At 60.0% G+C, this 26,307-nt stretch carries 19 protein-coding genes; 10 read left to right on the plus strand and 9 right to left on the minus strand.

The window, feature by feature from the left end; all coding sequences use genetic code 11:
- Nucleotides 1–3: 3 nt before the first annotated feature.
- From BM017_RS10275 to BM017_RS10295, 5 genes are all read left to right on the plus strand, one after another.
- Nucleotides 4–1,626 (plus strand): ArnT family glycosyltransferase, encoded by a 1,623-nt coding sequence (locus BM017_RS10275; RefSeq protein ID WP_092243597.1) that lies wholly within the window; start codon nt 4–6, stop codon nt 1,624–1,626.
- Nucleotides 1,627–1,794: 168 nt separating this feature from the next.
- A complete protein-coding gene (locus tag BM017_RS10280; RefSeq protein ID WP_139212853.1) occupies nt 1,795–2,028 on the plus strand; it encodes a type VI secretion system contractile sheath small subunit in 234 nt (77 codons plus the stop codon).
- 175 nt (nt 2,029–2,203) lie between these two features.
- Nucleotides 2,204–2,914 carry an HPP family protein gene (locus BM017_RS10285; protein WP_092243602.1) on the plus strand — a complete coding sequence of 237 codons (711 nt, stop codon included), beginning with the start codon at nt 2,204–2,206 and terminating at the stop codon, nt 2,912–2,914.
- 141 nt (nt 2,915–3,055) lie between these two features.
- A complete protein-coding gene (locus tag BM017_RS10290) occupies nt 3,056–4,159 on the plus strand; it encodes an enoyl-CoA hydratase/isomerase family protein (protein ID WP_092243605.1) in 1,104 nt (367 codons plus the stop codon).
- A gap of 3 nt (nt 4,160–4,162) precedes the next feature.
- Nucleotides 4,163–5,314 (plus strand): acyl-CoA dehydrogenase family protein, encoded by a 1,152-nt coding sequence (locus BM017_RS10295; protein WP_092243608.1) that lies wholly within the window; start codon nt 4,163–4,165, stop codon nt 5,312–5,314.
- A 138-nt stretch (nt 5,315–5,452) separates the two neighbouring features.
- Here the strand turns inward: BM017_RS10295 and BM017_RS10300 are convergent, their stop codons facing one another.
- The 4 genes from BM017_RS10300 to BM017_RS10315 are packed head-to-tail and all read right to left on the minus strand — an operon-like array spanning nt 5,453 to nt 9,339.
- A complete protein-coding gene (locus BM017_RS10300; protein ID WP_092243611.1) occupies nt 5,453–6,226 on the minus strand; it encodes an enoyl-CoA hydratase in 774 nt (257 codons plus the stop codon).
- An 11-nt stretch (nt 6,227–6,237) separates the two neighbouring features.
- Nucleotides 6,238–7,365, minus strand: a complete 1,128-nt coding sequence (locus BM017_RS10305) for an acyl-CoA dehydrogenase (RefSeq protein ID WP_092243613.1) — start codon at nt 7,363–7,365, stop codon at nt 6,238–6,240.
- Between the two features lie 9 nt (nt 7,366–7,374).
- Entirely contained in the window at nt 7,375–8,559 is a 1,185-nt protein-coding gene (locus BM017_RS10310) for an acetyl-CoA C-acyltransferase (RefSeq protein ID WP_092243616.1), read from the minus strand.
- 12 nt (nt 8,560–8,571) lie between these two features.
- Nucleotides 8,572–9,339: an SDR family NAD(P)-dependent oxidoreductase gene (locus tag BM017_RS10315; protein ID WP_071488294.1), complete on the minus strand. Its 768-nt coding sequence runs from the start codon at nt 9,337–9,339 to the stop codon at nt 8,572–8,574.
- A 201-nt stretch (nt 9,340–9,540) separates the two neighbouring features.
- Between BM017_RS10315 and BM017_RS10320 the strand changes: the two genes are divergently transcribed.
- The 5 genes from BM017_RS10320 (at nt 9,541) to BM017_RS10340 (ending at nt 19,670) form a co-directional block, all read left to right on the plus strand.
- The gene (locus tag BM017_RS10320) at nt 9,541–10,434 is read left to right on the plus strand and encodes a bestrophin family protein (RefSeq protein WP_092243619.1); all 894 of its coding nucleotides are present in this window, start codon (nt 9,541–9,543) and stop codon (nt 10,432–10,434) included.
- A 70-nt stretch (nt 10,435–10,504) separates the two neighbouring features.
- Complete coding sequence (locus BM017_RS10325; RefSeq protein WP_092243621.1) at nt 10,505–11,563, plus strand: tetratricopeptide repeat protein; 1,059 nt, start codon at nt 10,505–10,507, stop codon at nt 11,561–11,563.
- 106 nt (nt 11,564–11,669) lie between these two features.
- Nucleotides 11,670–13,175, plus strand: coding sequence for an ATPase domain-containing protein (locus tag BM017_RS10330; RefSeq protein ID WP_092243624.1), 1,506 nt, complete (start codon nt 11,670–11,672; stop codon nt 13,173–13,175).
- Nucleotides 13,172–14,842 (plus strand): ATP-binding protein, encoded by a 1,671-nt coding sequence (locus BM017_RS10335; protein ID WP_092243627.1) that lies wholly within the window; start codon nt 13,172–13,174, stop codon nt 14,840–14,842. Before BM017_RS10330 ends, BM017_RS10335 begins: the two co-directional genes overlap by 4 nt.
- 163 nt (nt 14,843–15,005) lie before the next feature.
- Complete coding sequence (locus BM017_RS10340; RefSeq protein WP_092243630.1) at nt 15,006–19,670, plus strand: hypothetical protein; 4,665 nt, start codon at nt 15,006–15,008, stop codon at nt 19,668–19,670.
- 51 nt (nt 19,671–19,721) lie between these two features.
- Here the strand turns inward: BM017_RS10340 and BM017_RS10345 are convergent, their stop codons facing one another.
- The 5 genes from BM017_RS10345 to BM017_RS10365 all read right to left on the minus strand — a co-directional run bounded on the left by BM017_RS10345 (nt 19,722) and on the right by BM017_RS10365 (nt 26,295).
- Entirely contained in the window at nt 19,722–20,099 is a 378-nt protein-coding gene (locus BM017_RS10345; RefSeq protein ID WP_092243633.1) for a response regulator, read from the minus strand.
- A gap of 78 nt (nt 20,100–20,177) precedes the next feature.
- Nucleotides 20,178–21,371, minus strand: a complete 1,194-nt coding sequence (locus BM017_RS10350) for a hybrid sensor histidine kinase/response regulator (RefSeq protein ID WP_092243636.1) — start codon at nt 21,369–21,371, stop codon at nt 20,178–20,180.
- A complete protein-coding gene (locus BM017_RS10355) occupies nt 21,365–21,970 on the minus strand; it encodes a chemotaxis protein CheB (RefSeq protein ID WP_092243639.1) in 606 nt (201 codons plus the stop codon). The genes BM017_RS10350 and BM017_RS10355 overlap by 7 nt, the downstream gene beginning before the upstream one ends.
- Nucleotides 21,967–22,797 carry a CheR family methyltransferase gene (locus BM017_RS10360; protein ID WP_012724198.1) on the minus strand — a complete coding sequence of 277 codons (831 nt, stop codon included), beginning with the start codon at nt 22,795–22,797 and terminating at the stop codon, nt 21,967–21,969. The genes BM017_RS10355 and BM017_RS10360 overlap by 4 nt, the downstream gene beginning before the upstream one ends.
- A complete protein-coding gene (locus BM017_RS10365; protein WP_092243642.1) occupies nt 22,798–26,295 on the minus strand; it encodes a response regulator in 3,498 nt (1,165 codons plus the stop codon).
- Nucleotides 26,296–26,307: the final 12 nt, after the last annotated feature.

Consider the following 26,307-nt stretch of genomic DNA (forward strand, 5'->3'; position numbering starts at 1 on the left):
GACGTGAACAAAGCTCAACCGTCCCCGCTGAATGCAACGATCCGCCGCCAATCCCTTGGTCTGGGATTGCTGGCGTTGTTGCTGTTTATCGCCGGCAACTGGCACCAGGCAATCATCGGCTTCGACTCGCGCTTTGTGTTGTTTGCCCAGGAAATGCTGCGTCATGGCCCCAGCGTCTTCCCCACCACCTATGGGCAGCCTTATGCGGATTACCTGGCCACCTCGACACTGTTGACCTGGCTGGTTTCACTGCCCCTGGGCCAGGTCACCAGCCTCACGGCCTGGTTGCCCACGGCGATCGCCTCGGCGTTTATCGTCACCCTGGTGTATCGCCTGACGGCGCCCTACTCCCAGCGCTGGGGGCTGCTGAGCATTGCGCTCCTGTTGTTGAGCAGCAACTTCATCACCGAAACCCGTGCGGTGTCCCTCGACCAGATGCTGGCCGCCATCGCCCTGGCGGTGTTCTACCTGGGTTATGCCCATGATCACTTCCGGTCCGCTAAACGCCTGCATTGGCTGTACCTGCTGCTGATCCTGGGCTTTGCCGTGCGTGGGCCGATTGGCCTGGTGATTCCTACGGGCGTGCTCTGCAGCTACTACCTGATCAACCGGCAATGGCGCCAGCTGTTCAGTTTCGGCTTGCTGGCGCTGGCGCTGCTGGTGGCATGCGTGGGCCTGTTGCTGCTGATGGCCAAGTTGAGCGGTGGCGAAAGCTTCATGCAGGACGTGATCCGCATGCAGTTCCTCGGCCGCATGGATGGCAGCGAAGGCTCGAGCGGCCTGCTGTACTACTTCACCAGTTCGCTGGGCAATTACGCCTTGGCGTATCCGATGGCACTGCTGGTACTGCTGGCCATGGTGCTCAGCGGGCGCCGCGCGCCGGGACCGGCATTGCAGTTGGTGTGGTATTGCGCCGCCGCAGGCTTGCTGGTGATGGTCGGCCTGTCGATTCCCCAGGCGAAAAAAGCACGTTACGTGCTGCCGATGTTGCCCATGGCGGCGATCATTGCGGCATACCCGTTCCAGGTCGCACACGGACGGCTCTTCGCCGGGCTGCGTGGGCTGATGCTGGGGATCTGGACGTTGTCGCCGACGCTGTTGATCGTCGGCCTGCTGTTAGCACGACCGCGCTACCCTGAGCAATTGAGCCATCTCGGCTGGGTGTTGGGCGTGCTGGGCGGCCTGCAGGTGCTGGCCTTGGTGACACTCTTCAAAAGCGGCCTGCGTCCGGTCGGGCCGGCTTTTGCCGCGGTGCTGGCAGTGTGGGCCTCCTATATCCTGGTGGTCGAGCCGCTGGAGCGCAGTATCTACGACACCCGCACCTTTACCTTGCAGGTTCATGAGCAGGTGATGCAGCAACGCGCGCCGGTGGTGCTGCATGGCTTGGGCAAAGACGCCAAGGCCATCAAGTACATGGTCAACCTCGATTGCGACCAAGTGCCGTTGTTCACTCAGCAAGCCGCCGACCTCAAGCCACTCCAGGGACCCGCCTGGCTGGTGATGAGCCAAGTGGATTACGAAGGCTTGCAAGACCCGCGCTTTCGTTCCATCACGCCGACCCTGACCGGCGAATTCGACCGCAACCCTTACGTGCTGCTGCACCTGGCCAAACCTGTGCAACCTTGAGTCTGCGCCAGCGCTGCCGGCGCGGAAAATTCCCACGCAGCTTTACGTAATAACTGGTGCCGTTTCTCTTTCCTGCGTCCAAAACCCAACGGTAAACTCGCTTGCCTGGTGCGGTATTCATGTACCGCCACAGGTCATGGGTGACCACAAGGACGAGAGGACAACGCCGTGCCAGATGATGCTTCGCTTGATAACCCAGCCTTGACCAGCACCGAAGTGCATGTCGGCTATATTCCCCTGCCACCGCTGGACCGGCTGATGGGGTTGCGCGACGCGTTGGTGGCGTTGAAAGGCCCGCTGGCCAGTGAACCCGGTTTGCAGGAGAACCTGCGCAAGCGTTTTTTCGATGAAGAGTTCAGTAATCGGGTGCTGGGTAAAGTCTGCTGCTCGATAGTAGTCTGACCGTATTCCAATTCATTATTTTTGCATTCAACCCTCATTAATATGCATTGGCGCCTCTGTTCCACGCGCGACACACTGCATGGGTTCCATCCCCCAAATGTTGGAACTTTCAAAGGGCTTTTCCGGGCAACCAGACAAGCCTTTTTTTTGCCCGCCGTTTATGGACTGCCTCCCAATGCTCGCTCGCTGGTTCCCCGCTGCTATCAATACCCGCCCCACCGAATGGAGCCGTGCCGCGATCGGCATGGCCCTTGGCACCTTGTTCAGCGTCTGGTTGTGCTCCCAGGTGTTTGGCATGGATGTCGCGTTGCACCTGCTTGGCCCGCTGGGAGCGTCGGCCGTCCTGTTGTTCGCCGTGTCATCGGGCGCCTTGGCGCAACCCTGGTCGATTATCGGCAGCTACCTGTGCGCAGGTGTGATTGCCTTGCTGGTCACCCGTGTCCTCGGCCCGTCCCTGGGCGGCGCCTGCCTGGCGGCCGGCATGACCGTAATACTGATGTGCTGGTTGCGCTGCCTGCACCCGCCCGCCGGTGGCCTGGCCATGACACTGGTCCTGGCAGACCCGGCGTCCGCCGCCCTGGGCTGGTATGAACTGGGTGCGGTATTGCTCGGCGCCGGTGCGCTGCTGGCCTGCGCACTGGCGTATAACAACGCCACGCGTACGCGTTATCCCAAAGGCGCGGTGGAAGCACCGGCACCGCTACCGTTCACCCCCAGGGCCGACCGAGACCCTGGTATTACCGCCGCTGATTTGACACTGGCGCTGGCGCAAATGGAGCGGTTCTACGATGTGGAGCCCAGCGAACTGGAACAACTCATCCACGCGGCGCAAACCCACGCCAGGCGCCGTAGCATCGGCGAAACACTGGCCAGCCGGTTACCCTGAGTCGGTCGTGCGCTTGCTGCATAAATGCAAAAACGACCTGCAGGATTGAAGGTTGTACTAGGCAAATTTGCACTGGTACGATCGCGAGAAGGTTCATCCGTGAACATCTTGATAAAGAACAATAAAAGCAGGGAGTTATCGATGACTGCTCAGGTTTCATCCGAAGCAAGCCACGCCCAAGTACTTCAGGACGAAGTCCTCGCCGAGGTCCGCAACCATATCGGCCACCTCACCCTCAATCGCCCCGCCGGCTTGAATGCCATTACCCTGGACATGGTGCGCAGCCTCACGTCCCATTTGCAGGCATGGGCTGACGATCCGCAGGTGTATGCCGTGGTCCTGCGCGGTGCCGGTGAAAAAGCCTTCTGTGCAGGTGGCGATATCCGTTCTCTGTACGACAGCTTCAAGAACGGCGACACCCTGCACCAGGACTTCTTCGTCGAGGAATATGCTCTGGATCTGGCCATCCACCACTACCGCAAGCCAGTCGTGGCACTGATGGACGGGTTTGTCCTCGGCGGCGGCATGGGCCTGGTGCAGGGCGCTGATTTGCGCGTAGTCACCGAGCGCAGCCGCCTGGCGATGCCGGAAGTGGCCATCGGTTATTTCCCTGACGTGGGTGGCAGCTACTTTCTGCCGCGCATCCCCGGCGAACTGGGGATCTACCTGGGCGTGACCGGGGTACAGATCCGCGCGGCCGACGCGCTGTATTGCGGGTTGGCTGATTGGTACCTGGAAAGCCACAAGCTCGCCGACCTTGACCAGAAGCTCGACCACCTGCAATGGCACGACTCGCCGCTCAAAGACCTGCAGGGCGTGCTCGCCAAGCTGGCCGTGCAGCAATTGCCCGATCCGCCGTTGGCCGCTCTGCGCCCCGCCATCGACCACTTTTTCGCGCTGCCGGATGTGCCGAGCATCGTTGAACAATTGCAGCAAGTCACCGTGGCCGACAGCCATGAATGGGCGTTGACCACCGCTACCCTCATGCTGACCCGCTCCCCCCTTGCCATGGCCGTTACGTTGGAGATGTTGCGCCGCGGCCGGCGCCTGCCCCTGGAAGACTGTTTTGCCTTGGAGCTGCACCTGGACCGCCAATGGTTCGAGCGCGGCGACCTGATCGAAGGCGTGCGCGCCCTGATCATCGACAAAGACAAAAGCCCGCGCTGGAACCCGCCCACCCTGCACGGGCTGGCCCTCAGCCACGTTGAGAGCTTTTTTCATCACTTCGAGAAGGTTGCGAAATAAGCCATGCAAGACATTGAATACACTGAAGAACAAGTAATGATCCGCGACATGGCGCGTGACTTCGCCCGGGGTGAAATCGCACCGCACGCCCAAGCCTGGGAGAAAGCCGGCTGGATCGACGACGCCCTGGTGGCAAAGATGGGCGAACTGGGCCTGCTGGGCATGGTGGTGCCGGAAGAATGGGGCGGCACCTATGTCGATTACGTCGCCTATGCCCTCGCCGTCGAGGAGATTTCCGCAGGTGACGGTGCCACTGGCGCACTGATGAGTATCCATAATTCAGTGGGTTGCGGGCCGATTCTCAACTACGGCACAGATGAACAAAAACAGACCTGGCTGGGCGACCTCGCCAGCGGCCAGGCGATTGGCTGCTTCTGCCTGACCGAACCCCAGGCCGGTTCCGAAGCGCACAACCTGCGTACCCGTGCCGAACTGCGCGACGGCCAGTGGGTAATCAACGGGGCCAAGCAGTTCGTCAGTAATGGTAAACGCGCCAAACTGGCGATTGTATTTGCGGTGACTGATCCCGACCTGGGCAAGAAAGGCATCTCGGCGTTCCTGGTGCCCACCGCAACCCCGGGATTCGTGGTGGATCGTACCGAACACAAGATGGGCATCCGTGCGTCCGATACCTGCGCCGTGACCCTGAACCAGTGCAGCGTGCCCGAGGCCAACCTGCTGGGTGAGCGTGGCAAAGGCCTGGCCATCGCGCTGTCCAACCTGGAGGGTGGCCGCATCGGCATTGCCGCCCAGGCATTGGGCATCGCCCGCGCGGCATTTGAAGCAGCGCTGGCCTATGCCCGTGATCGGGTGCAGTTCAACAAGGCAATCATCGAGCACCAGAGCGTGGCCAATTTGCTGGCCGACATGCAAACCCAGCTTAACGCCGCACGCTTGCTGATCCTGCACGCCGCACGGCTGCGCAGTGCCGGAAAACCCTGCTTGTCGGAAGCGTCCCAGGCCAAACTGTTTGCCTCGGAAATGGCCGAGAAGGTTTGCTCATCGGCGATGCAGATTCACGGTGGGTACGGATACCTGGAAGATTATCCGGTGGAGCGTTACTACCGGGATGCGCGGATCACGCAGATTTACGAAGGGACCAGTGAGATTCAGCGGATGGTGATTGCCAGGGAGCTGAAGAACTACCAACTTTGACTGCCACAGCACATAAATAATGTGGGAGGGGGCTTGCCCCCGATGACGGTGGGTCAGTCAACAGATGTGAAGACTGAACCACTGCTATCGGGGGCAAGCCCCCTCCCACCTTTGATACTCAGTGTCTTTGACACCGGGTTATTTGTCCTTGAACTCCGGCGCGCGCTTGGCCACAAACGCCGCCATGCCTTCCTTCTGATCCTGCGTGGCGAACGCCGCATGGAACACCCGGCGCTCAAAGCGCACGCCTTCCGACAAGCTCACTTCGAACGCTCGGTTCACGCTTTCCTTGACCATCATGCTGATCGGCACCGACTTGCCGGCAATCAGCGTCGCGACTTTCAGCGCTTCGTCCAGCAGTTCATCGGCGGGTACGATACGCGCAACAATCCCGCAGCGCTCCGCTTCCACCGCATCGATAAAGCGCCCGGTCAGGCACATTTCCATGGCCTTGGCCTTGCCCACCGCACGGGTCAGGCGCTGGGTGCCGCCCATGCCGGGCAGTACGCCGAGGTTGATTTCCGGCTGGCCGAACTTGGCGCTGTCACCGGCCAGGATGAAGTCGCACATCAACGCCAGTTCGCAACCGCCGCCCAGGGCGAAGCCGTTGACGGCGGCGATGATCGGCTTGCGGCGGTTGGCCACGCGGTCGCTGTCACTGAACAGATCGTCGAGGTAGATCTGCGGATAGGTCAGCTCGGCCATTTCCTTGATGTCGGCACCGGCGGCGAAGGCTTTTTTCGAGCCGGTCAACACGATGCAGCCGATCTCCGGGTTGGCTTCAAGGCCGTCCAGCGCCTGGTTCAACTCGCTGACCAGTTGCGCGTTCAGGGCGTTCAGGGCTTGCGGGCGATTGAGGGTAATCAGCCCGACGCGGCCCTGGACTTCAAGCAAAATGGTTTCGTAACTCATGTATCGGCTCCTTAGAGATTGCGTGAGATGACCATGCGCTGGATATCGCTGGTGCCTTCGTAAATCTGGCAGACCCGCACGTCGCGGTAGATCCGCTCCAGAGGGAAGTCGCTCAGGTAACCGTAACCGCCCAGGGTTTGCAAGGCGGCCGAACAGACTTTCTCGGCCATTTCCGAAGCAAACAGCTTGGCCATCGAGGCTTCCACCAGTGCCGGCTTGCCGCTGTCGCGCAGTGCAGCGGCGTAATGCACCATCTGCCGGGCAACCGCGATTTGCGTGGCCATGTCCGCCAGACGGAAAGCGACGGCCTGGTGCTCGATGATGGGTTTGCCGAAGCTTTCGCGCTCGCGGGCGTAGTCGCGGGCTGCTTCAAAGGCGGCGCGGGCCATGCCCACCGATTGCGAGGCAATGCCTACGCGCCCACCTTCCAGGTTGGCCAGAGCAATCCTGTAGCCTTCGCCCTCCTCCCCCAGACGGTTGGCGACAGGAACCTTCACGTCCTCAAACAGGATCTGGCAGGTATCGGAGGCATGCTGGCCCAGTTTGTCCTCAACCCGCGCCACGCTGTAGCCCGGCGAGTCGGTCGGCACGATAAACGCGCTGATCCCGCGCTTGCCCGCCGCCGGGTCGGTCACGGCAAACACAATCACCACGCCGGCGTTCTGTCCGGAGGTGATGAACTGTTTGCAGCCATTGAGTACGTAATGGTCACCTTCAAGGCGTGCGCGGGTCTTCAGGCTACTGGCATCAGAGCCGGCCTGGGGCTCGGTCAATGCGAACGCACCGAGCATGGCACCACTGGCCAGGGGCTTGAGGAATTGCTCTTTCTGCTGGTCGTTACCGAACTTGAGAATCGGCACGCAACCCACAGAGTTGTGCACGCTCATGATGGTCGAGCAGGCCCCGTCACCGGCGGCAATTTCTTCCAGCGCCATCGCGTAGGCCAGGTAACCGGTGTCGCAACCGCCCCACTGTTCCGGCACCAGCATGCCGAAAAAGCCCAGCTCGGCCATTTCACCAATGGCTTCCCTGGGGAACCGGTGCTCGCGGTCCCACTCGGCGGCAAAGGGTTTCAGGCGTTCCTGGGCAAATTGCCGGGCGGCGTCGCTGATTTGCAGTTGTTCTTCATTGGGCAGCATGGTGGTTCCTTAGTACAGGCATTCGACGGCCATCGCCGTGGCTTCACCGCCGCCGATGCAGATGGCGGCGACGCCACGCTTGAGGCCTTTCTGGCGCAGGGCCGAAAGCAAGGTCACCAGGATCCGTGCACCGGAGGCACCGATCGGATGGCCCAGGGCGCAGGCACCGCCATGCACATTGACCTTGGCATGGGGGATCTCCAGCTTGCTCATGGTCACCAGGCTGACCACGGCAAAGGCTTCGTTGATTTCGAACAGATCGACGTCACCCAGGCTCCAGCCGGTCTTGCTCATCAGTTTGCGGATCGCCCCCACCGGCGCCACCGGGAACAGCCCTGGCTCGTCGGCGAACGCCGCATGCCCATGGATCACCGCCAAGGGCTTGAGGCCACGTTTCTGTGCCTCGGACTGGCGCATCAGCAACAAGGCCGCCGCACCGTCGGAAATCGAGCTGGAGTTGGCCGCCGTCACGGTGCCGCCTTCACGGAAGGCCGGTTTCAGGCTGGTGATCTTGTCCAGCTTGGCCTTGGGCGGCTGTTCGTCATGCAGGATGGTTTTCTGTTCTTTGCCCAAGGTGACCTGCACCGGGACGATTTCTGCGGCAAAGCTGCCATGGGTAATAGCTTCTTGCGCCCGGGTCAGCGAAGCGATGGCGAACGCATCCTGGGCCTCGCGGGTAAAACCGTTGTGCAGGGCGCAGTCTTCGGCAAAGGTGCCCATCAGGCGGCCCTTGTCGTAGGCGTCTTCGAGGCCGTCGAGGAACATGTGATCGAGCACCTTGCCGTGGCCCATGCGGTAGCCGCTGCGCGCACGGTCCAGCAGGTACGGCGCGTTGGACATGCTTTCCATGCCACCGGCAATCACCACGTCGACGCTGCCGGCCAGCAGTGAATCATGGGCCAGGATCGCGGCCTCCATGCCCGAACCGCACATCTTGTTGAGGGTGGTGCAGCGCGTGCCCTTGTCCAGCCCGGCGCCCAGCGCAGCCTGACGTGCCGGTGCCTGGCCGAGGCCTGCGGGCAGTACGCAGCCGAACAGTACTTCATCCACGGCGTCGGGGGCGACACCGGCACGCTCGACGGCGGCGCGAATCGCAGCGGAACCCAACTGCGGCGCGGTCAGGCCCTTGAGGTCGCCCTGAAACCCACCCATGGGCGTGCGCACAGCGCTGACGATAACGATAGGATCGGTCATGGGAATTGCTCCTTATTTGGCCGCCATGCGCAAGGCACCGTCGAGACGGATCACCTCGCCATTGAGCATGCTGTTTTCAATGATGTGCCGCACCAGCGCGGCGTATTCGGCGGGTTTGCCCAGACGCGGCGGGAATGGCACGCCAGCGGCCAGGGAGTCGCGCACTTCCGGCGTCATGCCGGCCATCATCGGGGTCTCAAAGATGCCGGGGGCGATGGTCATCACGCGAATACCAAAGCGCGCCAGCTCACGTGCTGCAGGCAGCGTAAGGCTGGCAATGGCGCCCTTGGATGCGGCATACGCCGCCTGGCCGATCTGCCCGTCAAACGCCGCTACCGAAGCGGTATTGATGATCACGCCGCGTTCGCCATCGGCATTTGCCTCGGTTTCGGCGATGGCGGCGGCGGCCAGGCGCAGCAGGTTGAAGCTACCGATCAGGTTGACGTTGATCACCTGGGCAAAGCTCGCCAGCCCATGGGGGCCGTTCTTGCCGAGGATTTTCTCGCCACGCACCACACCGGCGCAGTTCACCAGCCCATGCAAACCGCCAAACGCCGCAAGCGTCGCCCGCACCGCCGCTTCGGCAGCCGCTTCCTGGCTGATATCCGCCACGCAGCTGCGTGCGTTGTCGCCAAGCTGCCTGGCCTTGGCTGCCACGGCGTCGGCATTCAGGTCCACCAGCATGACCTTGGCGCCAGCGCCAATCAGCATCTCGGCAGTCGCCGCGCCCAAGCCCGATGCGCCCCCGCTGACCAGGAAGCTCTTGTTTTCAATCTGCATTGTTGTTTCCTTGAACGGTCCGAATCGTCGAGATAGTCGCGCCAGAGCCGCCCGCCGACAATGGTCAAAGCCTTCAACCTGCCTGACTGTTTTGGCCAGTCATCGACCCCACCGATCATCCGGTCGGCCCAAGCGATTGGACGCTTGCGACGCTTGCTTCTAACCTGATGGCTTGCGCCACCTGAAGAAGCCCATCTCTGCATGATAGTCCGTCCCAAACCCAACCTCCTCGGCATCCTGTTCTCGCTCAAGGGTTCGATTGCCAAGCGCATCGCCCTGCGCAGCCTGCTGGTCACGCTGCTGGCCTCGGTGATCGTGCTGGTGGAAACCCTGCACCCGGCCTACTTCTCCAAGGTCAATGCCACGCCGTTCACCCTGCTCGGGCTGTCGTTGTCGATTTTCATGAGTTTTCGCAACAACGCCTGCTATGACCGCTGGTGGGAAGGCCGCAAGCAATTGGGGCAGATGATCATCGATGTGCGTTCGCTGATCCGCGAAACCCAGGTGCTCACAGATCCGGCTGAGCGTGCTGGCCTGCTGCGCAGCCTGTGCGGCTTCGCCCACGGCCTGGTTGCACGGTTGCGCCATGAGGATGAAGCCCGGGCCATCAAGCCGTGGGGTACGGTCCAGGCCAGTCACCCCAACCTCCCCGACAGCCTGCTGCAACGGCTGGGCGCCCGGTTTTCAGTGCTGGCCGAGCAAGGTGTGATCAGCGAGTGGCGCTACACACAATGGGAAACCCGACTGGTGAGCCTCAGCCAGGTGCAGGCGTCCTGCGAGCGCATCAAGAGCACGCCGCTGCCCTTCCCCTACACCCTGCTGCTGCATCGCACCATTTACCTGTTCTGCATTTTGCTGCCGTTTGCCATGGCCGAGCCGCTGGGATGGTTGACGCCAGTGTTCACCGCGATTGTCAGCTACACCTTCTTCGGCCTCGATGAAATCGGCGATGACCTGGAGGACCCGTTCGGTTTTGACGAGAATGACCTGCCCTGCAATGCCCTCCTGCGCACCCTGGAACGCGAAGTATTGGCCGCCCTCGGTGAAACCGACCTGCCGCCGCCCCTGGAGCCGGTGGACTACGTGCTCACCTGACGCGGGTTTGACACCCGCCGTGGTCTGACCGAAGCTGACGGCTTTGCTGCCCTCGCTTTCGGACGCCTGCATGTCAAAGTCACGCCGTTATTCCATCGTCGGCCTGTGCGCCCTGCTGTTGATTGTGCTGATCACCTGGTATTTCTCTCGCGCCACCCCTGTAGCCGTGCCTCCCGCGATTGCCCACGGTTATTCAAAAGCCTTGAAACAGGCGCGCAACGGTGAGCCTGGAGCGGCACGCGTGCTGTATCAGCAACTGGGTCGGCCGGATCTGTCGCCCGAGCGCCGCGCCGCGTTGCACGCCGAACTGCCCAACTACCCCAGCCCCCAGGCGCTGAAACTGGCGGACAAAGACCTGGCCAGTGACTCACCGCTGGTACGCGAGGCTGCCATCCACAGCATTGTCGGCCTGGTGCCCACCGGCCAGCGCACGCTGCTGCTCGGCCCGGTGTTGGATGATCCCGAGCAAGAGGTACGGTTTGCCGCCGCCAATGCCTTGCTTGGCCTGTCTCCCGATACTCTGGGCCTGTACTTCGGGCCGTTGCAGCAGGTGCTGGATGAGTTTGTGAAAAAGCTCAAGGCCCAGCCCGAAACCGCTGAAGGCTGGATTCAACTGGCGCGCCTGTACATTCACAGCGCCCTGCTGCCGGACGCGCAAAACGCGCTTGAGCAGGCCATGCGCCTGCAACCGGATAACCTGCAAGCCGTGGTCGCGCAGATCGAGCTGCTGGACAAGCAAGGCAAGACCGAGGAGTCCCGCCAATTGTTGGCACGCCAGCTGGCCGCGCATCCGGAGTCGGCCTACCTGCAACATGCGCTGGGCATGTGGCTGCTGCACCATGGTGAACGCCCCTACGCCCTGCTCGGCCTGTCCAAGGCGGTGGAGCTGGAGCCGGATAATCAGGATTACCGCTACGACCTCGCGACGACGTTGCATGCGCAAGAGGAATTGGAGGCTGCGCAACGCCAACTCGAAGAGATCATCCAACGCCACCCGGCCAATCGCAAAGCCCGGGTATTGCTGGTCAATTATTGGAAAGAAAGCGGCCAGTTGCAGAACGTCCAGGTCCTGCTCGCCCAGCTCGAGCAACAGAATCCGGACGATCCTGCATTGCAGCAAGGCCTGTAGGCCGGACTGGAATTTGTTGAACCGCCACAAATTGCTACGGTCAAGAGAACATGGCGCGTCCATTTGGGCGCGCATCCTCTACTCGTATGTGACCTGAGGGCACTTCTTGTCTACATCCCAAGCGCAATTACCCGAAGAGAAAGCGGCCACTGGCATTGACGGTCTTGATGACATTCTTGCCGGAGGGCTTTCGCGCAGTCACCTGTTCCTGCTGGAAGGTGAACCCGGCACCGGTAAAACCACGGTCGCCCTGCACTTCCTGCAGGCCGGGGCCAGAGCCGGCGAGCGATCGCTGTACATCACCCTGTCGGAAACCGAGCGTGAGTTGCGCCAAGGCGCCAAGTCCCATGGCTGGGACCTGGATGACAATATCCATATCTTCGAACTGACGCCGCCGGAAAGCCTGCTCAACGCCGACCACCAGCAGAGCCTGCTGTACTCCTCCGACCTGGAACTGGGCGAGGCCACGCGCCAGATCTTTGAAGTGGTGGAAAAGGTCAAGCCAAAGCGTGTGGTCATCGACAGTCTTTCGGAGATCCGCCTGCTCGCACAAAGCTCCCTGCGCTACCGTCGGCAGATCCTCGCGATCAAGCACTATTTCGTGCGTTACGACACCACAGTGCTGCTGCTGGACGACCTGACTACCGAATCCCTCGATAAAACCGTGCACAGCGTGGCGCATGGCGTGATCCGCCTGGAAGAGCTGACCCCCAACTACGGTGCCGAGCGCCGTCGCGTGCGGGTGGTCAAGTACCGCGGCCAGAAATACCGAGGCGGCTTTCACGACTTCACCATCATGGGCGACGGCGTCCATGTATTCCCGCGCCTGGTGGCGGCCGAACATCGTGGCGGCTACAAGCGCGAGACCTTGAGCAGCGGCATCGCTGCGCTGGATGCGTTGATGGGCGGCGGTGTCGAGACCGGGTCCAGCAGCCTGATCCTCGGCCCGGCCGGTACCGGCAAGTCGTTGATCTCGATGATCTTTGCCGCAGCGGCCGTGGCGCGGGGCGAGAAAGCCGCGTTGTTTATCTTCGATGAAGAACTGGGGCTGCTGTTCGAGCGCATGAGAAACATGGGGATCGATCTAGCCGCCCTGCAGGCGACCGGTAACCTGCTGATCGAACAGGTGGATGCGGCCGAATTGTCCCCGGGCGAGTTTTCCCACCGGGTGCGCCGCTGTGTCGATGAGCGCGGCATCAAGACGGTGGTGATCGACAGCATCAACGGCTACCAGGCGGCCATGCCCGAAGAAAATGCGCTGATCCTGCATATGCACGAGTTGCTGCTCTACCTCAACCGCCGCGGCGCGGCGACGTTCATGACCGTCGCCCAACACGGGCTGGTCGGCGACATGCAGGCGCCTGTGGACATCACCTATCTGGCCGATACGGTCATTCTGCTGCGCTACTTCGAAGCATTGGGCAAGGTGCGCCGCGCCATCTCGATCATCAAGAAGCGCACCGGCAGCCATGAAGCCACTATTCGTGAATACCGGATTGGCGCCCAGGGGATGACGGTTGGCGAACCGCTGGATAATTTCCAGGGGGTCCTGCGCGGTATTCCGACCTACATGGGCGCCGGCTCCCCGCTGCTCAAGGATGAGGGGGTGTGACGGGCCTCATTCCGGTCTCCGAGCGTGCAATCGTATTGGCGCCAATGGGACGCGATGGCTCGCTGGCGCTGATGATGCTCAATGAAGCCGGGTACGCCGGCATCGTCGCCAGCAACCTTGGGGCATTGTGCGAGGCCCTGCATGAGGGCGCCGGGCTGCTGATCATCGCCGCCGAAGCCCTGCGTGGGGTGGATCTTGACCCGCTGTTGACCTACCTGCACCAGCAGCCGGCATGGTCGGACTTGCCCATTGTGTTGATGACCCACCACGGCGGGACCGAACAGAATGGCTCCTCCCACCTGAGCGGCCTGCTGGGCAATGTGACCTTCCTGGAGCGCCCCTTCCACCCGGTAACGCTGATCAGCCTGGTGAGCACTGCCTTGCGCGGTCGCCGTCGGCAATACGAAGCCCGCGACCGCCTGATCGACCTCAGCGAAAGTGAGCTGCGCCTGCAACGCACGCTGGAGACCCTTGAACAGCAAGTCGAGGAACGTACCGCCCAACTGCGCAGCAATGAAGAGGCACTGCGCCAATCACAAAAAATGGAAGCCGTCGGCCAATTGACCGGTGGTATCGCCCATGACTTCAACAATATGCTCACCGGTATCATCGGCAGCCTGGAACTGCTGCGCAGGCGTGTGTCGCGAGGCAAGTTGGACGACCTCGACAGCCTGATCGACCTGGGGGTGACCTCGGCCAACCGTGCCGCCGGCCTCACCCACCGCCTGCTGGCGTTCTCGCGCCGTCAATCCCTTGATTCCAAACCGGTGCAGATCAACCGCCTGGTTACCTCCATGGGGGAGCTGCTGCAACGCAGCATCAACGAAAGTATTCGCTTGGATATGCGTCTGGCGACTGATCTATGGACGGCCGAGGCCGATCCCAACCAATTGGAAAGCGCCCTGCTCAACCTGGTCATCAATGCCCGCGACGCCATGCCCGGTGGCGGCAGCCTGTCCGTGGAGACCACCAACCGACATCTCGACAGCGTGTTCACCGCCGCCTATGGCACCTTGAAGCCCGGTGACTACGTTGAGTTGAGCGTCAGCGACACCGGCTGTGGCATTCCGGAAAGTGTGATGGGCCGCGTGTTCGACCCTTTTTTCACCACCAAGCCCATCGGCCAGGGCACCGGCCTTGGGCTCTCGATGATCTATGGCTTCGCCCGCCAGTCCCATGGCCATGTGACCATCCATAGTGAAGTGGGAAAAGGCACCACGGTGAGCCTGTTCCTGCCACGGTTTATCGGTGAAGTTGTCGCCGATGCCGTGGTGGATCCGGCGTTGCTGCCGTTCGCCAATGCCGGTGAAACCGTGCTGATTGTTGAAGACGACCCGGCCGTGCGGGTGCTGGTCAGCGCGGTTCTGAAGGAGCTGGGCTACGGGTATGTGGAAGCTGTCGACGCCAACTCCGCCGTGCCCATTATCGAGTCGGAACAGCGTATAGATTTGATGATCAGCGACGTTGGCCTGCCCGGTATGAATGGTCGTCAATTGGCGGAAATCGGCCGGCAGATACGCCCGCAACTCAAGGTTCTGTTCATTACGGGGTATGCCGAGCATGCAGCCGTGCGGGGTGGGTTCCTCGACCCGGGCATGCAACTGATCACAAAGCCGTTCACGTTCGATCTATTGACGGCAAAAGTCCGAGAAATGATCAAGCAATAGCTGCCCGCGTCAAATGGTGGTGCGGGCTCTTGGCCGACATTTCCGGCAATCATTGAGTGTGGCTCAATCGGAATCGATAGTAGTTATTTGGATACAAATGCTCAACAGGCTGGGCAGCGCACGTGCTCACCCGTATTCAATAGCCCGTCCGTTGAGAGAGCCTATGACGACTGCAACCCATGTTCAGACCACGCAAAACCCGAAGCCAATCTCGCTAACTCAACCTCCACCCCCGATCACAGTGCAGCATGCTCCCCGCCTTGAAAGCGCAGCGTCGCAAGCCGTTGCCGAAAGCAGCCGGACCGAAGGTGATCTGGAGCTGTCCAGGCAGTATGGACGGGCATTGGCCAGCGCACCCAGCGGCTACAACTCTGACATGCCTGTCTCCCCTATTGCTCCCCATTCAACCTTCGGTCAATGGTGGGCGCAGTTGAGGCACGCCTTCCAGGCGCCCGACTTCGCCCAGTGGATGAATAGCAAAGACATCGACCCCGACTCGGTAGAACTCAACCCGGGGACGGGGAAGATTTTTTACAAACTCAAGCGTCATTCGGATCCGCGTCAGATCAAGCGCTCATTGGGAAAGGATGACGCGGAATGGGCTGCGATTGGTAAGCCGTTGATGATCGCGGCGCGTGTTATTGCGTCAGGTGCGTATTTCCTCACATTCAAGCCTCCCCAAGCGAAAACCAGCAATATCGCGCCCTTAGGGCTGATCAGGGATTTCTACAAGGAACTGCACATTAATCCAGCCCCCTCCAATCAGGAGCGGGCAGCCCAACTCGAGGCAGGAGCAGGTTTCCAACTGGTGAATGACCCAGTGTTTTCGGCGTTGCAGGAGGCGCGCAGCGAACACGAATTGGCCGCTCATAAAGCTATGCTGGGGAGCAACCAAACCCGTCTGAATGTGGTCGAGCTGATGACGTCATTGGCTAAAATGCTTGAGTCTGGCCCCGCTGACATACCGGAATATATGGCGGAATATCATCTCTCGGTTCATCGCGACACTCATAATGTACACGCTGGCACCACCCCTACTCTCAAGCAGTTTTTCGAAAGCGAGGGGTGGGAGGTGCCAACCGATCTGGCGCAAGTGCAGAACCTCATAAAAAAACTACGCACCCCACCGCTTCAAAGTCCCCCCAATGGTAACTATGGGGGGGCGCTGGCCTGGCCTGTTGCACTGGATGAAACCTCTGTAACTCAATTGGAAGCCGACCTGCGACACGGCAAATTTGGCGACATTGACCTCACGCGCTTCAAGAACGTACTTGAGTATTTGATGGACGGGCAATTTATCGAGCCTTCAGCCTTCAACAAACCGCGTGATTTGATTGACACACGGATTAAATCGCCAAAAGGCCAGGCGCTGGGGCAAGCCGTTCAAGCCAAGTTCGCTGCCCGGTCAGTCAAGGGCACGCTCACTGAATGGCTGTTCACGCTTATGCATGTGGACTCCTCGCGCGCCGAGCACGGTAAACATCAGGTAGCAGGGTTTCTGTTGACTGATGCGAGAAACGGTGGCTGCTCAGCGTCGGATCTCATCCTGGATATCACCAATCACTTGCTCGATACCGGCCAGTCATCGTCCTACGAAAAAGCGCGACTTCAAGCATATATTTATTTATCAGTCAAAGCCCCGGAAATGCTGGTCAAGGAGATTCCCAATGAGGTGAAGTTCGGCACTCATATGTGGGTCAGTTTGGTCACGGCCGTCAGACGCCTTGAAAAGGCTGCGCCTGGTGTAACGGCAACAATGACCTACGAGCATGTCATGCGTATTGCGGACATCGCCCCCATTACACAAGAGGAACGCCTGACAGAGTACCTGGCCCAGCAAGAAGCACTCAAGGACTGGGCCGTCGTCAATGGCATGGACTGTCCACAGACTGTTGAGGCGATGCGCGCGGTGCAGGTCGCCTTCGATCAACAGTTGAACGAATTGAGGGCGGCTTCAGCAGCGCACTCAATGGAAGTACCTGACGTCAAAAGGAAGGGCCTGGAAGAGCTGAAAAAAGCCTTCCCGGATATGGACCCCGCACTTTTCGAGAAGAAGTGCATCCAGTTGAAACGTCAGCATCTGGACTTTCCAGGCCCCTATTCAGTCCTGGACCTTTACATCCATGACGCTGCACGGGGAACCCCTGGGTTTTATGATGGAATCACACGCGACCAGGCCGATTCAGCAAACAAATGGGTATCGACCTCTCGTGATGTCGACTTCGACGCGATGCAAGACACGCTCAAAAGCCTTCCGAACTTGCGAGAGTACTTTCGGGTCGCCTTCCCGAACTATTCAGACAAAATAAATAGAAGCGTGGCGACCCAGGTCAAGCATTTGATCGCAGGGCTAAGCCTGTCAGATCGGCAAAACTTCGAATTCGGAAAAATCACGCTGGCCAAGCCCGTCATTCATGAGTACTGGCCTTACAGTCAGGCCCCAAAGAGCAGCACGACGGTCTCCGAAGGTCATAGTTTTCTGGTCAGGACCGAGCGCGCCGGCAAGGTCAATATTTATGAAATCGATATCAAGCAAAACAAGATCCGCACCCGTGACGACCTCGGGGATTTCGTCGTGGGCGAGGCCCGTCCCAGAGGCGTCTCGCGCTATACGGAGTACCAGGCCGTCATCCCATCGGGAAATTATGCTGACACAATAACCGATGAAACAAAGGGTGCAGCGGGTATCCCCCTCAGCTTCAGCAGCGAGCGTACATCTTACATAGCGAACGCCATGGTAAAAGAGGTGGATACTGAATCGTCCAGACAACTTGCCGCGGGCCAGACCACATTCGATGTCGAGGTGCCCTTTTACAAGAACGCCATGGAGTTCATGCTGAACCTGATTCCTTTGAGGTCTGCAATCAATAACTTCAAAGAGGGACGCTATGGCGACGGTATCGTGGACCTGACACTTGATGCCTTCGGCTTCCTTCTAGGGGCAGCGGGGGCGGCAAAAGGTATCAAGGCCCTCCAGGGGGGGGCTTCAATACTGACCAAAGCGGCTTATGGCGGGAAAATACTGGGGCGAACGGCGATCGGTGCGCTCAACCCGCTTGATGGCGTAGGCGACCTGGCCATCTCCCTGGCAAATGCCGGAAAGAAAGGCTCCACTCACGCCTATCGGCTGCTGCGTGGAACCAACAGTTATGACCTGATCAACGCCAGCAAACGGTTCGACGCCAGTGCTCTCGGAACATTCAAGCTGCAAGACACGATCATGGAAGGCCCGGCCGTCCTGAGCGGAGGCAAATGGTACGCCTTCGACAGCGTGAAGGGTCTCCCATTTGGCAAGGCGCTGGACGACTTTCAACCCTCAGTTCTGTCAGGGGAACAGGCGTTGGGCAAATGGGAAACAACAGAGCGAGTAATGACTCCGGCGTCAGCACGCACGCGTCAACGCTGGTCTGAGATGGTTGAACGCCATCAAAACGCGGCAGACAAGACGCAATTCCAAAAGGGATATGACAATGGTGATCCGAAATCAGTACCGGGTTATCGCGCGGCTATGAAATCTGAAGACATCATGAAGCTGGCAACCCAAGGACAACTGACGCCGGAGCAGATCGGCACGTTGGTTCGACACGTAGAACGGCTGGCGGTACAGCACGGTTTTAAAGGGGTCAACCGATTCTATGAAAGTATCAGCGAAGCCGGTGGCCGCTTTGTAGCAGCCCCTCAGGTGTTCTATCTCAGTCAGACCAATCCACTCTCCCAAGGCCAATGCTCAGCCATGTCCAGACTGATGGCGAGCGCCATGCAGCAAGGCACCGAGGCTAAGTTTATTGGCAACTTGTACACGGCCGCCGCAAACCCGACCGACCCTGCTTCGCGGGCGTTCATTGACCAGTTGACGACCGTACAAAAACAACTGACCGGTCCGACGTTATTTCATGCTGGCAAGATGCGCCGAGAAATGGGTTACCACGAAATGCTTGATGAGTTGGCGACGTCCGATACACCGAAAACGCTGATGATTGGCATCCCTGGGCACGCAATGATGGCAGGGGTCATGGGCGAAGGCGTGAATAAAAAGTGGTTTTTTTATGACCCCAATTTTGGGATAGCAACGTTCAGTACCCCGGAGGCTATGAAGCGAGGCCTGCACAAGGTGTTCACCGATAAAGACCTGCCGGTTCAATACACAACTCACAGCAAAAACCCGGACAAGTTGGAGTTTGAAGTCAGCGTGTATGACGACTCATGGAAAAAGACTACCGCCGTCTCGGACAAAACCGTGAAGGAGTTGAGTGAAATGCCAATCGTCATTAAAACGTCCGTGCCAATGCCATCAAAACCGGTGCCGCCACACGCCCCCATCACAACAGGGAAGGCTGAAAAATTTGAGGTATTCACGGGCCAGTCGCATACCGTCAATGACCGGACTACCGTGCTCAGCACCAATGGCCTGAGTGACTGTTCGGCCGTGGTAGTGCTCTCAGACATGAAGGACGGCATCTACCAGAAACGCACACTGGTGCACTTGAACGAGAGCAACCTGGCGCAGCCCGTCAACAATGGAAGTAATGGGTTTACGTGGTTGAACGGTGTTGAAAAAGACTTGGCGAACGGTGGAAAAGTCATCTTCGTCGCAGGCACTCGTACTCGAAGTGTCGTCGGAGTTGCCAGCGCGATTCGGCAACAGGACGTCTATAACAACAAACCCTTGTTAGCGATGCTGCAACGCAAGGATGTGTCCGTTACCTACGCCAATTCCGTCGGGGTTGAAGTGGCGCCTGATGGAACGTTCAAGCTGCGTGACGACGGGGGGGAAGGCATCTTCGATGCCAATAAGGTCAAGGAGATACTGGACTTAGCCAGAAACTGAGGAGCGTCGTTGATTGCCATGGCTGGCGGATCCCCGCCATGGCAAAGGTCATCACGCCAACAACCGCTGGATATGCTCTTGCAATGTATCGAGATCAAACGGCTTGGCCAGGATCGGCGCATTGCGCGTGATCGGGCTTTTACAGTCGAGGATCTCCTGCGGATAGCCACTGATAAAGATCACTTTCAATTCCGGTCGCAATAACAGCGCAGGCTCGGCAATCTGCACCCCGGAGATCCCCCCCGGCAAACGGTAATCCGTGACCATCAGGTCCAGGTGCGGCTTGGTCGCGAGAATTTCAAAAGCCTGCTCCCCGTCGATTGCCTTCAACACCCGATAGCCCAGGCCGGCCAGGTATTCACCCAACACAAACATAATGGATTCGTCGTCCTCGACGATCAGAACGACATCTTGTGCATCTTCACTCATGGGAAGCCTTTGTCCGGTCAATAGCTGCAATTACGACCATGGGGTCACGCAGAGGTTGCGTCGAGGTGACGATTGAATTCAAGCCGTCGCCTGCAACGGCAGGCACACCCTGAACAAGGCGCCCTCGCCTATCCGGCTCTCGACTTCGATGGTGCCGCCATGGGCTGCAACGATCTGCTCGGAAATAAACAGCCCCAGGCCCAGGCCAGCCGCAACCTGACTGGCCGATACCCGTTCGAACTGCTGGAAGATACGCTTCTGGTTGTCTTCACTGATACCAATGCCGTGATCGCGCACTTCTACGCGGGCTTCGTCATGCTCGCTGTACACGCGCACTTCTATCGGGCTCTTGGCCCCGTAGCGCAAGGCGTTGGTCAACAGGTTGGTGACCACCTGCTCAATGCGGAACTCATCCCAGTGACCCTCCACGGGGCCTTCGGCAGTCAGGGTCATGGATGAATCCGCCGCCGCGACCTGGGGCGCGAAGTTCTCCACCAGGCTGCTGACAAGCTGTGTGAGGTCAAACCGCGCCGGGCGTATCGACAGTTTGCCGGTGCGGATGCGCGACACGTCGAGCATGTCTTCAATCAGGCGGATCAGGCTCTGGATCTGCCGTTCGTCACGGTCGACCATCGCGTGCATCTTGTCCAGGGTGAACGCGGCGGCGTTGTCGCGGGCCAGGTGCATCTTGCGCAACTGGGTTTCGAGGATCAGCCCGTTGAGGGGCGTACGCACTTCGTGGGCGACGATCGACATGAAGTCATCACGCATGCGCACCGCCTGCTCCAGCTCGGCCTGGGTGGCCTGCAGACGCGTCAGCAGCAGTTCCTGCTCGCGACGGCTGCGCTCCAGGGCTTCGACCTGTAGCTTCATGGCCTTGCTCTGGCGGTACAGGTCGACGAACACGTTGACCTTGCTCTTCACCGCATGGATATCCAGCGGCTTGTGCAGGAAGTCCACGGCACCGCTTTCGTAGCCCTTGAAGGCGTAATTGAGTTCGCGGCCGGCGGCGCTGACGAACACAATCGGGATGTTCTTGGTTTTCTCGGTGCCGCGCATCAGTTCGGCCAGCTCGAACCCGTTCATGCCGGGCATCTGCACGTCGAGAATCGCCATGGCGAACTCGTGCTCCAGCAACAGGGACAAGGCCTCGTCGGCGCTCAATGCCTTGAATACCTGGCGGTCCTCGCGCTTGATCAGCGCTTCGAGGGCGAGCAGGTTTTCCGGCAGATCGTCGACGATCAGCAGTTTGGCCTGGACAGTACTTAACATGGGGAATATTCCAGCGAAGCCAGCAATGAGCCAATGCGGCTCAACGTCAGAATGTGGTCGGGTGTGTGCAGCGCCAGGGCTGCTCGGGGCATGACGGCGACACGTGCTTCAGTGGGCTCCTGCACCACGGTGGTTCCGCCCTGCTGCTTGACGTGGGCCAGGCCACGGGCGCCGTCCTGGTTGGCGCCGGTCAACAGGATGGCGAGCAAGCCCGTGCCGTAGGCATCGGCGGCGGACTCAAACAGGAAGTCGATTGCGGGCCGCGAATGGTGCACGCGGTCTTCCTGACTCAGGGACAGGCTGCGATCATGTTCCACCGACAGGTGATAACCAGGCCCGGCAAAGTACAGCGTGCCGGGCTTGAGCACTTCCTTGTCGCGCGCCTCCACCACCGACATGGCGACGCGGCGATCAAACACTTCGGCCAACTGGCTGCGGCGCTCGTCGGGCAGGTGCAGCACGGTGATGATCGGCAGGCCGAAGTCCGCAGGCAATTGGGCAAATACCGTCAGCAACGCCTCTACGCCACCGGCGGAGGCGCCGATCACAATAGCCTCTATGCCCCGGACCTGTGCCGGGTTGGCAGCCGCTTGATTCATAGCTTTCGGTAGATCCGTTCCTGTTTGACCAACGGTTCGAATTGCTTGCCGTACGCGGAGAAATCCAGGGTCTCCTTGCTGCCCAGCACCAGGAAGCCGCGATGACACAGCGACTCATGGAACAATCCAAACGCTCGATCTTGCAATTTTTTATTGAAATAAATCAGTACGTTACGACACGAAATTAATTGAGTTTCCGAGAATACACTATCGGTCGCCAGGCTGTGATCGGCAAAGGTCACATTCTCACGCAGCGTTTTATCGAAGATCGCGTAATCGTAAGCTGCGGTGTAGTAGTCGGCAAATGAACGTTGCCCACCGGCCTGCTGATAGTTGGCGGTATAGGCGCGTACGTTCTCCAGGGAAAAGATGCCCTGCTTGGCCTTGTCCAGCGACGCCGGGTTGATATCGGTGGCGTAGATGATCGTACGCTCCAGCAACCCCTCCTCGCGCAGCAGGATGGCCATGGAGTACACCTCCTCGCCGGTGCTGCAGCCGGCGATCCAGATCTTGATCGACGGGTAGGTCTTGAGCAGCGGCACCACTTCCTGGCGGATCGCGAGAAAGTGCGACGGGTCGCGAAACATCTCGCTTACCGGGATCGTCAGGAACTGCAGCAACTGCATGAACGCCGCCGGGTCGTGCAACACGCGCTCCTGCAAGGCGGAAATGGTCGCGCAATCAAACTGGCGCAAGGCATGAGCCACGCGGCGCTTGACCGACGCCCCGGAGTAATCCCGGAAGTCGTAGCTGTACTTGAGGTAAATCGCCTCGATCAACAGGCGCAGCTCAATATCGCTGCTTTTTTCCAAGAAACTTCGCTCCACTTAAATGCGTTCCATCTTCGGTAGCCACACGCGAATCAGTGAGAACAGGCGATCCAGGTCGATCGGCTTGGCCAGGTAATCGTTGGAACCGGCCGCGAGGCAGCGCTCCTGATCGTCTTTCATGGCCTTGGCCGTCACCGCGATGATAGGCAGCTTTTTCCAGCGCGGGTCCTGGCGGATCAAGGCAGTGGCCTCGTAACCATCCATTTCCGGCATCATCACGTCCATCAGCACCAGGTCGATATCTTCGACTTCATTGAGTTTGTCGATGGCCTCACGGCCGTTACGCCCGATGACCACCACCGCGCCTTTGTGCTCCAGGGCGCTGGTCAGGGCGAAGATGTTGCGCACATCGTCGTCCACCAGCAGGATCTTGCGCCCCTCGAAGACCTTGTCGCGGCTGCGGGCGGTCTTGAGCATCTTCTGGCGATCATGGGACAGCTGGGATTCGACTTTGTGCAGAAAGAGTGTGACCTCATCCAGCAGGCGCTCCGGCGAGCGGGCGCCCTTGATGATGATCGAGCGCGAATACTTGCGCAGTTCGGCTTCTTCATCGCGGGTCAGGTTGCGCCCGGTATAGACGATCACCGGCGGGAACGAGCAGATATCCTCCGTGGCCATGCGCTTGAGCAGTTCGTTGCCGAGCATGTCCGGCAGCTTGAGGTCGATGATCATGCAGTCATAGACGTTAGTGCGCAGCAGGTCCAGGGCGGCCTGTGCGTAGCCGACGTCGGTGATCTCGATGTCATCGTCACCGATCAGGCGGGCAATGCTGTCGCGTTGCAGGTCATCATCCTCTACCAGCAGCACGCGCTTGACCTTCTGGGTCAGCTTGGCTTCCAGGCGCGCGAACACGTCCTTGAGCTCTTCGCGGGTGGTGGGTTTGACCGCATAACCGATGGCGCCCATGTGCATGGCGGCTTCCACGCGGTCTTCCACAGAAATCACATGCACCGGGATGTGCCGGGTATTGGCGTGTTCCTTGAGGCGCTGCAGCACGGTCAACCCGGAATGGTCCGGCAGGCGCATGTCCAGCAGGATGGCGTCGGGCACATATTCCTCGGCCAGGCTGTAGCCTTCGTCCGCACCGTGGGCCACCAGGCAGTGGTAGCCCAGCTCATGGGCCAGGTCGAACAGGATGCGGGCGAAGTTAGGTTCGTCTTCCACCACCAGGATACAGCGTGTGGTGAACGGGGCCTTGTCGCGGTCATCGGCGAAACGCGGGATCTGGCTGGCATCGGCCACCGGCAGCGGCGACACCTTGGCTGGAGCCGGTGCGGGCACCACCACCACTTGGCGCGGCGGCTCGATCGGTGCTGCGTCCTCCCCTGGCTCTGCATAATGTTCCGGCAGCACCAGCGTAAAGGTGCTGCCTTTGCCCGGGGCACTGGTCACGCTGATATAGCCACCCAACAGGGCCGCCAGGTCGCGGGAAATCGACAGGCCCAGGCCGGTGCCGCCGTAACGGCGGTTGGTGGTGCCGTCGGCCTGGCGGAAGGCTTCGAAGATGCTTTCCTGCTGGTCTGGCGCAATGCCGATGCCGGAGTCGCGTACCGTAAAGGCAATGCCCTCCTCCGATGCTCGCGACACCGACAGGCTGACCTCGCCCTGTTCGGTGAACTTGACCGCGTTGGACAGCAGGTTCTTCAGGATCTGCTCCAATCGCTGGCGGTCGGTGAACAGCATGGTCGGCGTGCCTTCCTGCACCTCTACCTGGAAGCCCAGCTTGCGATCAGCCGCCAGCGGCTCGAACATGCCGCGCAGGCCGTCGACAAGCCGTGCCACGCTGGAGTTTTCCGGGCGCATCTCCAGCTTGCCGGCCTCCACCTTGGAAATATCCAGGATGTCATTGATCAGGTTGAGCAGGTCATTGCCGGCGGAATAGATCGACTCGGCAAACTTGACCTGTTCGGCGCTGAGGTTTTCCTGGGGGTTCTCGGCCAGCAACTTGGCCAGGATCAACGAGCTGTTCAGCGGCGTGCGCAGCTCGTGGGACATATTGGCGAGGAATTCGGACTTGTACTTGCTGGAGCGCTGCAGTTCTTCGGCGCGTTCTTCCAGTTCGAGCTGGGCCTGGTTGAGCTCGATGTTCTTGCGGTCCATGGCGTCGCGTTGTTCGGCCAGGGTCTCGGTCTGTTCGGCGAGTTGCTCGTTGGTCTGTTCCAGCTCGGCCTGCTGGGTTTCCAGGTGGGCCTGGGACTCCTTGAGGATGCGCGACTGCTCTTCCAGCTCTTCGTTGGCGGTCTTGAGTTCTTCCTGCTGCACTTGCAGCTCTTCGTTGAGCTGCTGGGTTTCGGCCAGCACTTCCTGCAGGCGCTGGCGGTACCGCGCCGCTTCGATGGAGGTGCCGATATTGCCGGCGATCAGCTCCAGCAGCTCTTCGTCACGCTCTTCCAGCGGGCGCAGGAAGCCCAGTTCGACCACGCCGTTGACGCGGTCATCATCACTGGTGGGCATGACCAGCACGCTGCGCGTCGGCCCTTCACCCAGACCGGAGCTGACCTTGAAGTAATCCACCGGCACATCATCCAGGCGAATCAGGCGATCGAGCTGGGCAGCCTGGCCGACAATGCCTTCGTCGCTGTAGATCGCCTGTTCCCGTTGCTCCTGCTCGCGGGAGAAGCCATAGGTTGCCACGCGCTTGAGACCGCCGTGTTCTTCGCGCACATACAGCGCGGCAACAGCCGAGCCCATGTACTGGGCAAAAAATTGAAGGATGTTGCGCCCGAGCATATTCAGGGTCAACTGGCCGAGCACCTGCTCGGCCAGTTCGGTCTGGCCATTACGCAGCCAGGCTTGTTGTTCGAGGCGTCGCGCAATCTTCTGTTGTGACATGAGGTTTGCGCTGTAACTATCTGATAAAGAAACAAGATTTTTACGACCGATATACGCCAGGAAGCCACTCAAGCCCAGCACAAAGACCAAATACAGGGTGACGCTGATCACCGTGGTGCGGGTGACTTGTTCGTTGCGGGTGATGCGGAACTGCTGCTCCATCGCCACCGCGTCTTCGTATTCCTTGCGGATTTCATCGGTCAGGCGCTTGCCGCGGCCGGCCTTGACCGCGCTGCGGTAGTCACCGCTGGTGCGCTGCATATCTATCATCGACTGGGCGTAGTTGTTCCACTCGGCCTGCAGGGCTTCCAGGCGCTTGAGGCGATCCACCTGCTGCGGGTTGTCCGCTACCAGCTCCTGCAGGTTACGCAGGTCGGCGATGATGCGCGGCTTGGCCACTTCATACGGGTCGAGGAAATGCTCGTCGCCGGTGATCAGGAAGCCACGCATGCCGGTTTCCAGGTCCACGGTCAGCTTGGACGATTCATTGAGGTTATTGATAACCCGGTCGGTGTGTTCAACCCACTGGATCACCGACAACAGGTAGGTGATCAGGCACACGAAAAACACCGCGCTGAGCACGCCCACGCCCAGGGGCAATGCAACGTTTCGGCTCAGCAGATTACGAAAGCTCTTTTCATCGACGGACGAAGCGGGAGTCATGGGCATGCCTTG

It is taken from the genome of Pseudomonas sp. NFPP04 (genome assembly GCF_900113815.1).
GTDB lineage: Bacteria > Pseudomonadota > Gammaproteobacteria > Pseudomonadales > Pseudomonadaceae > Aquipseudomonas > Aquipseudomonas extremorientalis.

What these genes read in the sequence shown, in the direction of transcription:
- BM017_RS10365 (WP_092243642.1), bottom strand. Translation starts at nt 26,295, where the DNA reads ATGACTCCCGCTTCGTCCGTCGATGAAAAGAGCTTTCGTAATCTGCTG.
- BM017_RS10315 (WP_071488294.1), bottom strand. Translation starts at nt 9,339, where the DNA reads ATGCAGATTGAAAACAAGAGCTTCCTGGTCAGCGGGGGCGCATCGGGC.
- BM017_RS10350 (WP_092243636.1), bottom strand. Translation starts at nt 21,371, where the DNA reads ATGTTAAGTACTGTCCAGGCCAAACTGCTGATCGTCGACGATCTGCCG.
- BM017_RS10320 (WP_092243619.1), top strand. Translation starts at nt 9,541, where the DNA reads ATGATAGTCCGTCCCAAACCCAACCTCCTCGGCATCCTGTTCTCGCTC.
- BM017_RS10290 (WP_092243605.1), top strand. Translation starts at nt 3,056, where the DNA reads ATGACTGCTCAGGTTTCATCCGAAGCAAGCCACGCCCAAGTACTTCAG.
- BM017_RS10300 (WP_092243611.1), bottom strand. Translation starts at nt 6,226, where the DNA reads ATGAGTTACGAAACCATTTTGCTTGAAGTCCAGGGCCGCGTCGGGCTG.
- BM017_RS10285 (WP_092243602.1), top strand. Translation starts at nt 2,204, where the DNA reads ATGCTCGCTCGCTGGTTCCCCGCTGCTATCAATACCCGCCCCACCGAA.
- BM017_RS10305 (WP_092243613.1), bottom strand. Translation starts at nt 7,365, where the DNA reads ATGCTGCCCAATGAAGAACAACTGCAAATCAGCGACGCCGCCCGGCAA.
- BM017_RS10310 (WP_092243616.1), bottom strand. Translation starts at nt 8,559, where the DNA reads ATGACCGATCCTATCGTTATCGTCAGCGCTGTGCGCACGCCCATGGGT.
- BM017_RS10340 (WP_092243630.1), top strand. Translation starts at nt 15,006, where the DNA reads ATGACGACTGCAACCCATGTTCAGACCACGCAAAACCCGAAGCCAATC.
- BM017_RS10355 (WP_092243639.1), bottom strand. Translation starts at nt 21,970, where the DNA reads ATGAATCAAGCGGCTGCCAACCCGGCACAGGTCCGGGGCATAGAGGCT.
- BM017_RS10295 (WP_092243608.1), top strand. Translation starts at nt 4,163, where the DNA reads ATGCAAGACATTGAATACACTGAAGAACAAGTAATGATCCGCGACATG.
- BM017_RS10325 (WP_092243621.1), top strand. Translation starts at nt 10,505, where the DNA reads ATGTCAAAGTCACGCCGTTATTCCATCGTCGGCCTGTGCGCCCTGCTG.
- BM017_RS10345 (WP_092243633.1), bottom strand. Translation starts at nt 20,099, where the DNA reads ATGAGTGAAGATGCACAAGATGTCGTTCTGATCGTCGAGGACGACGAA.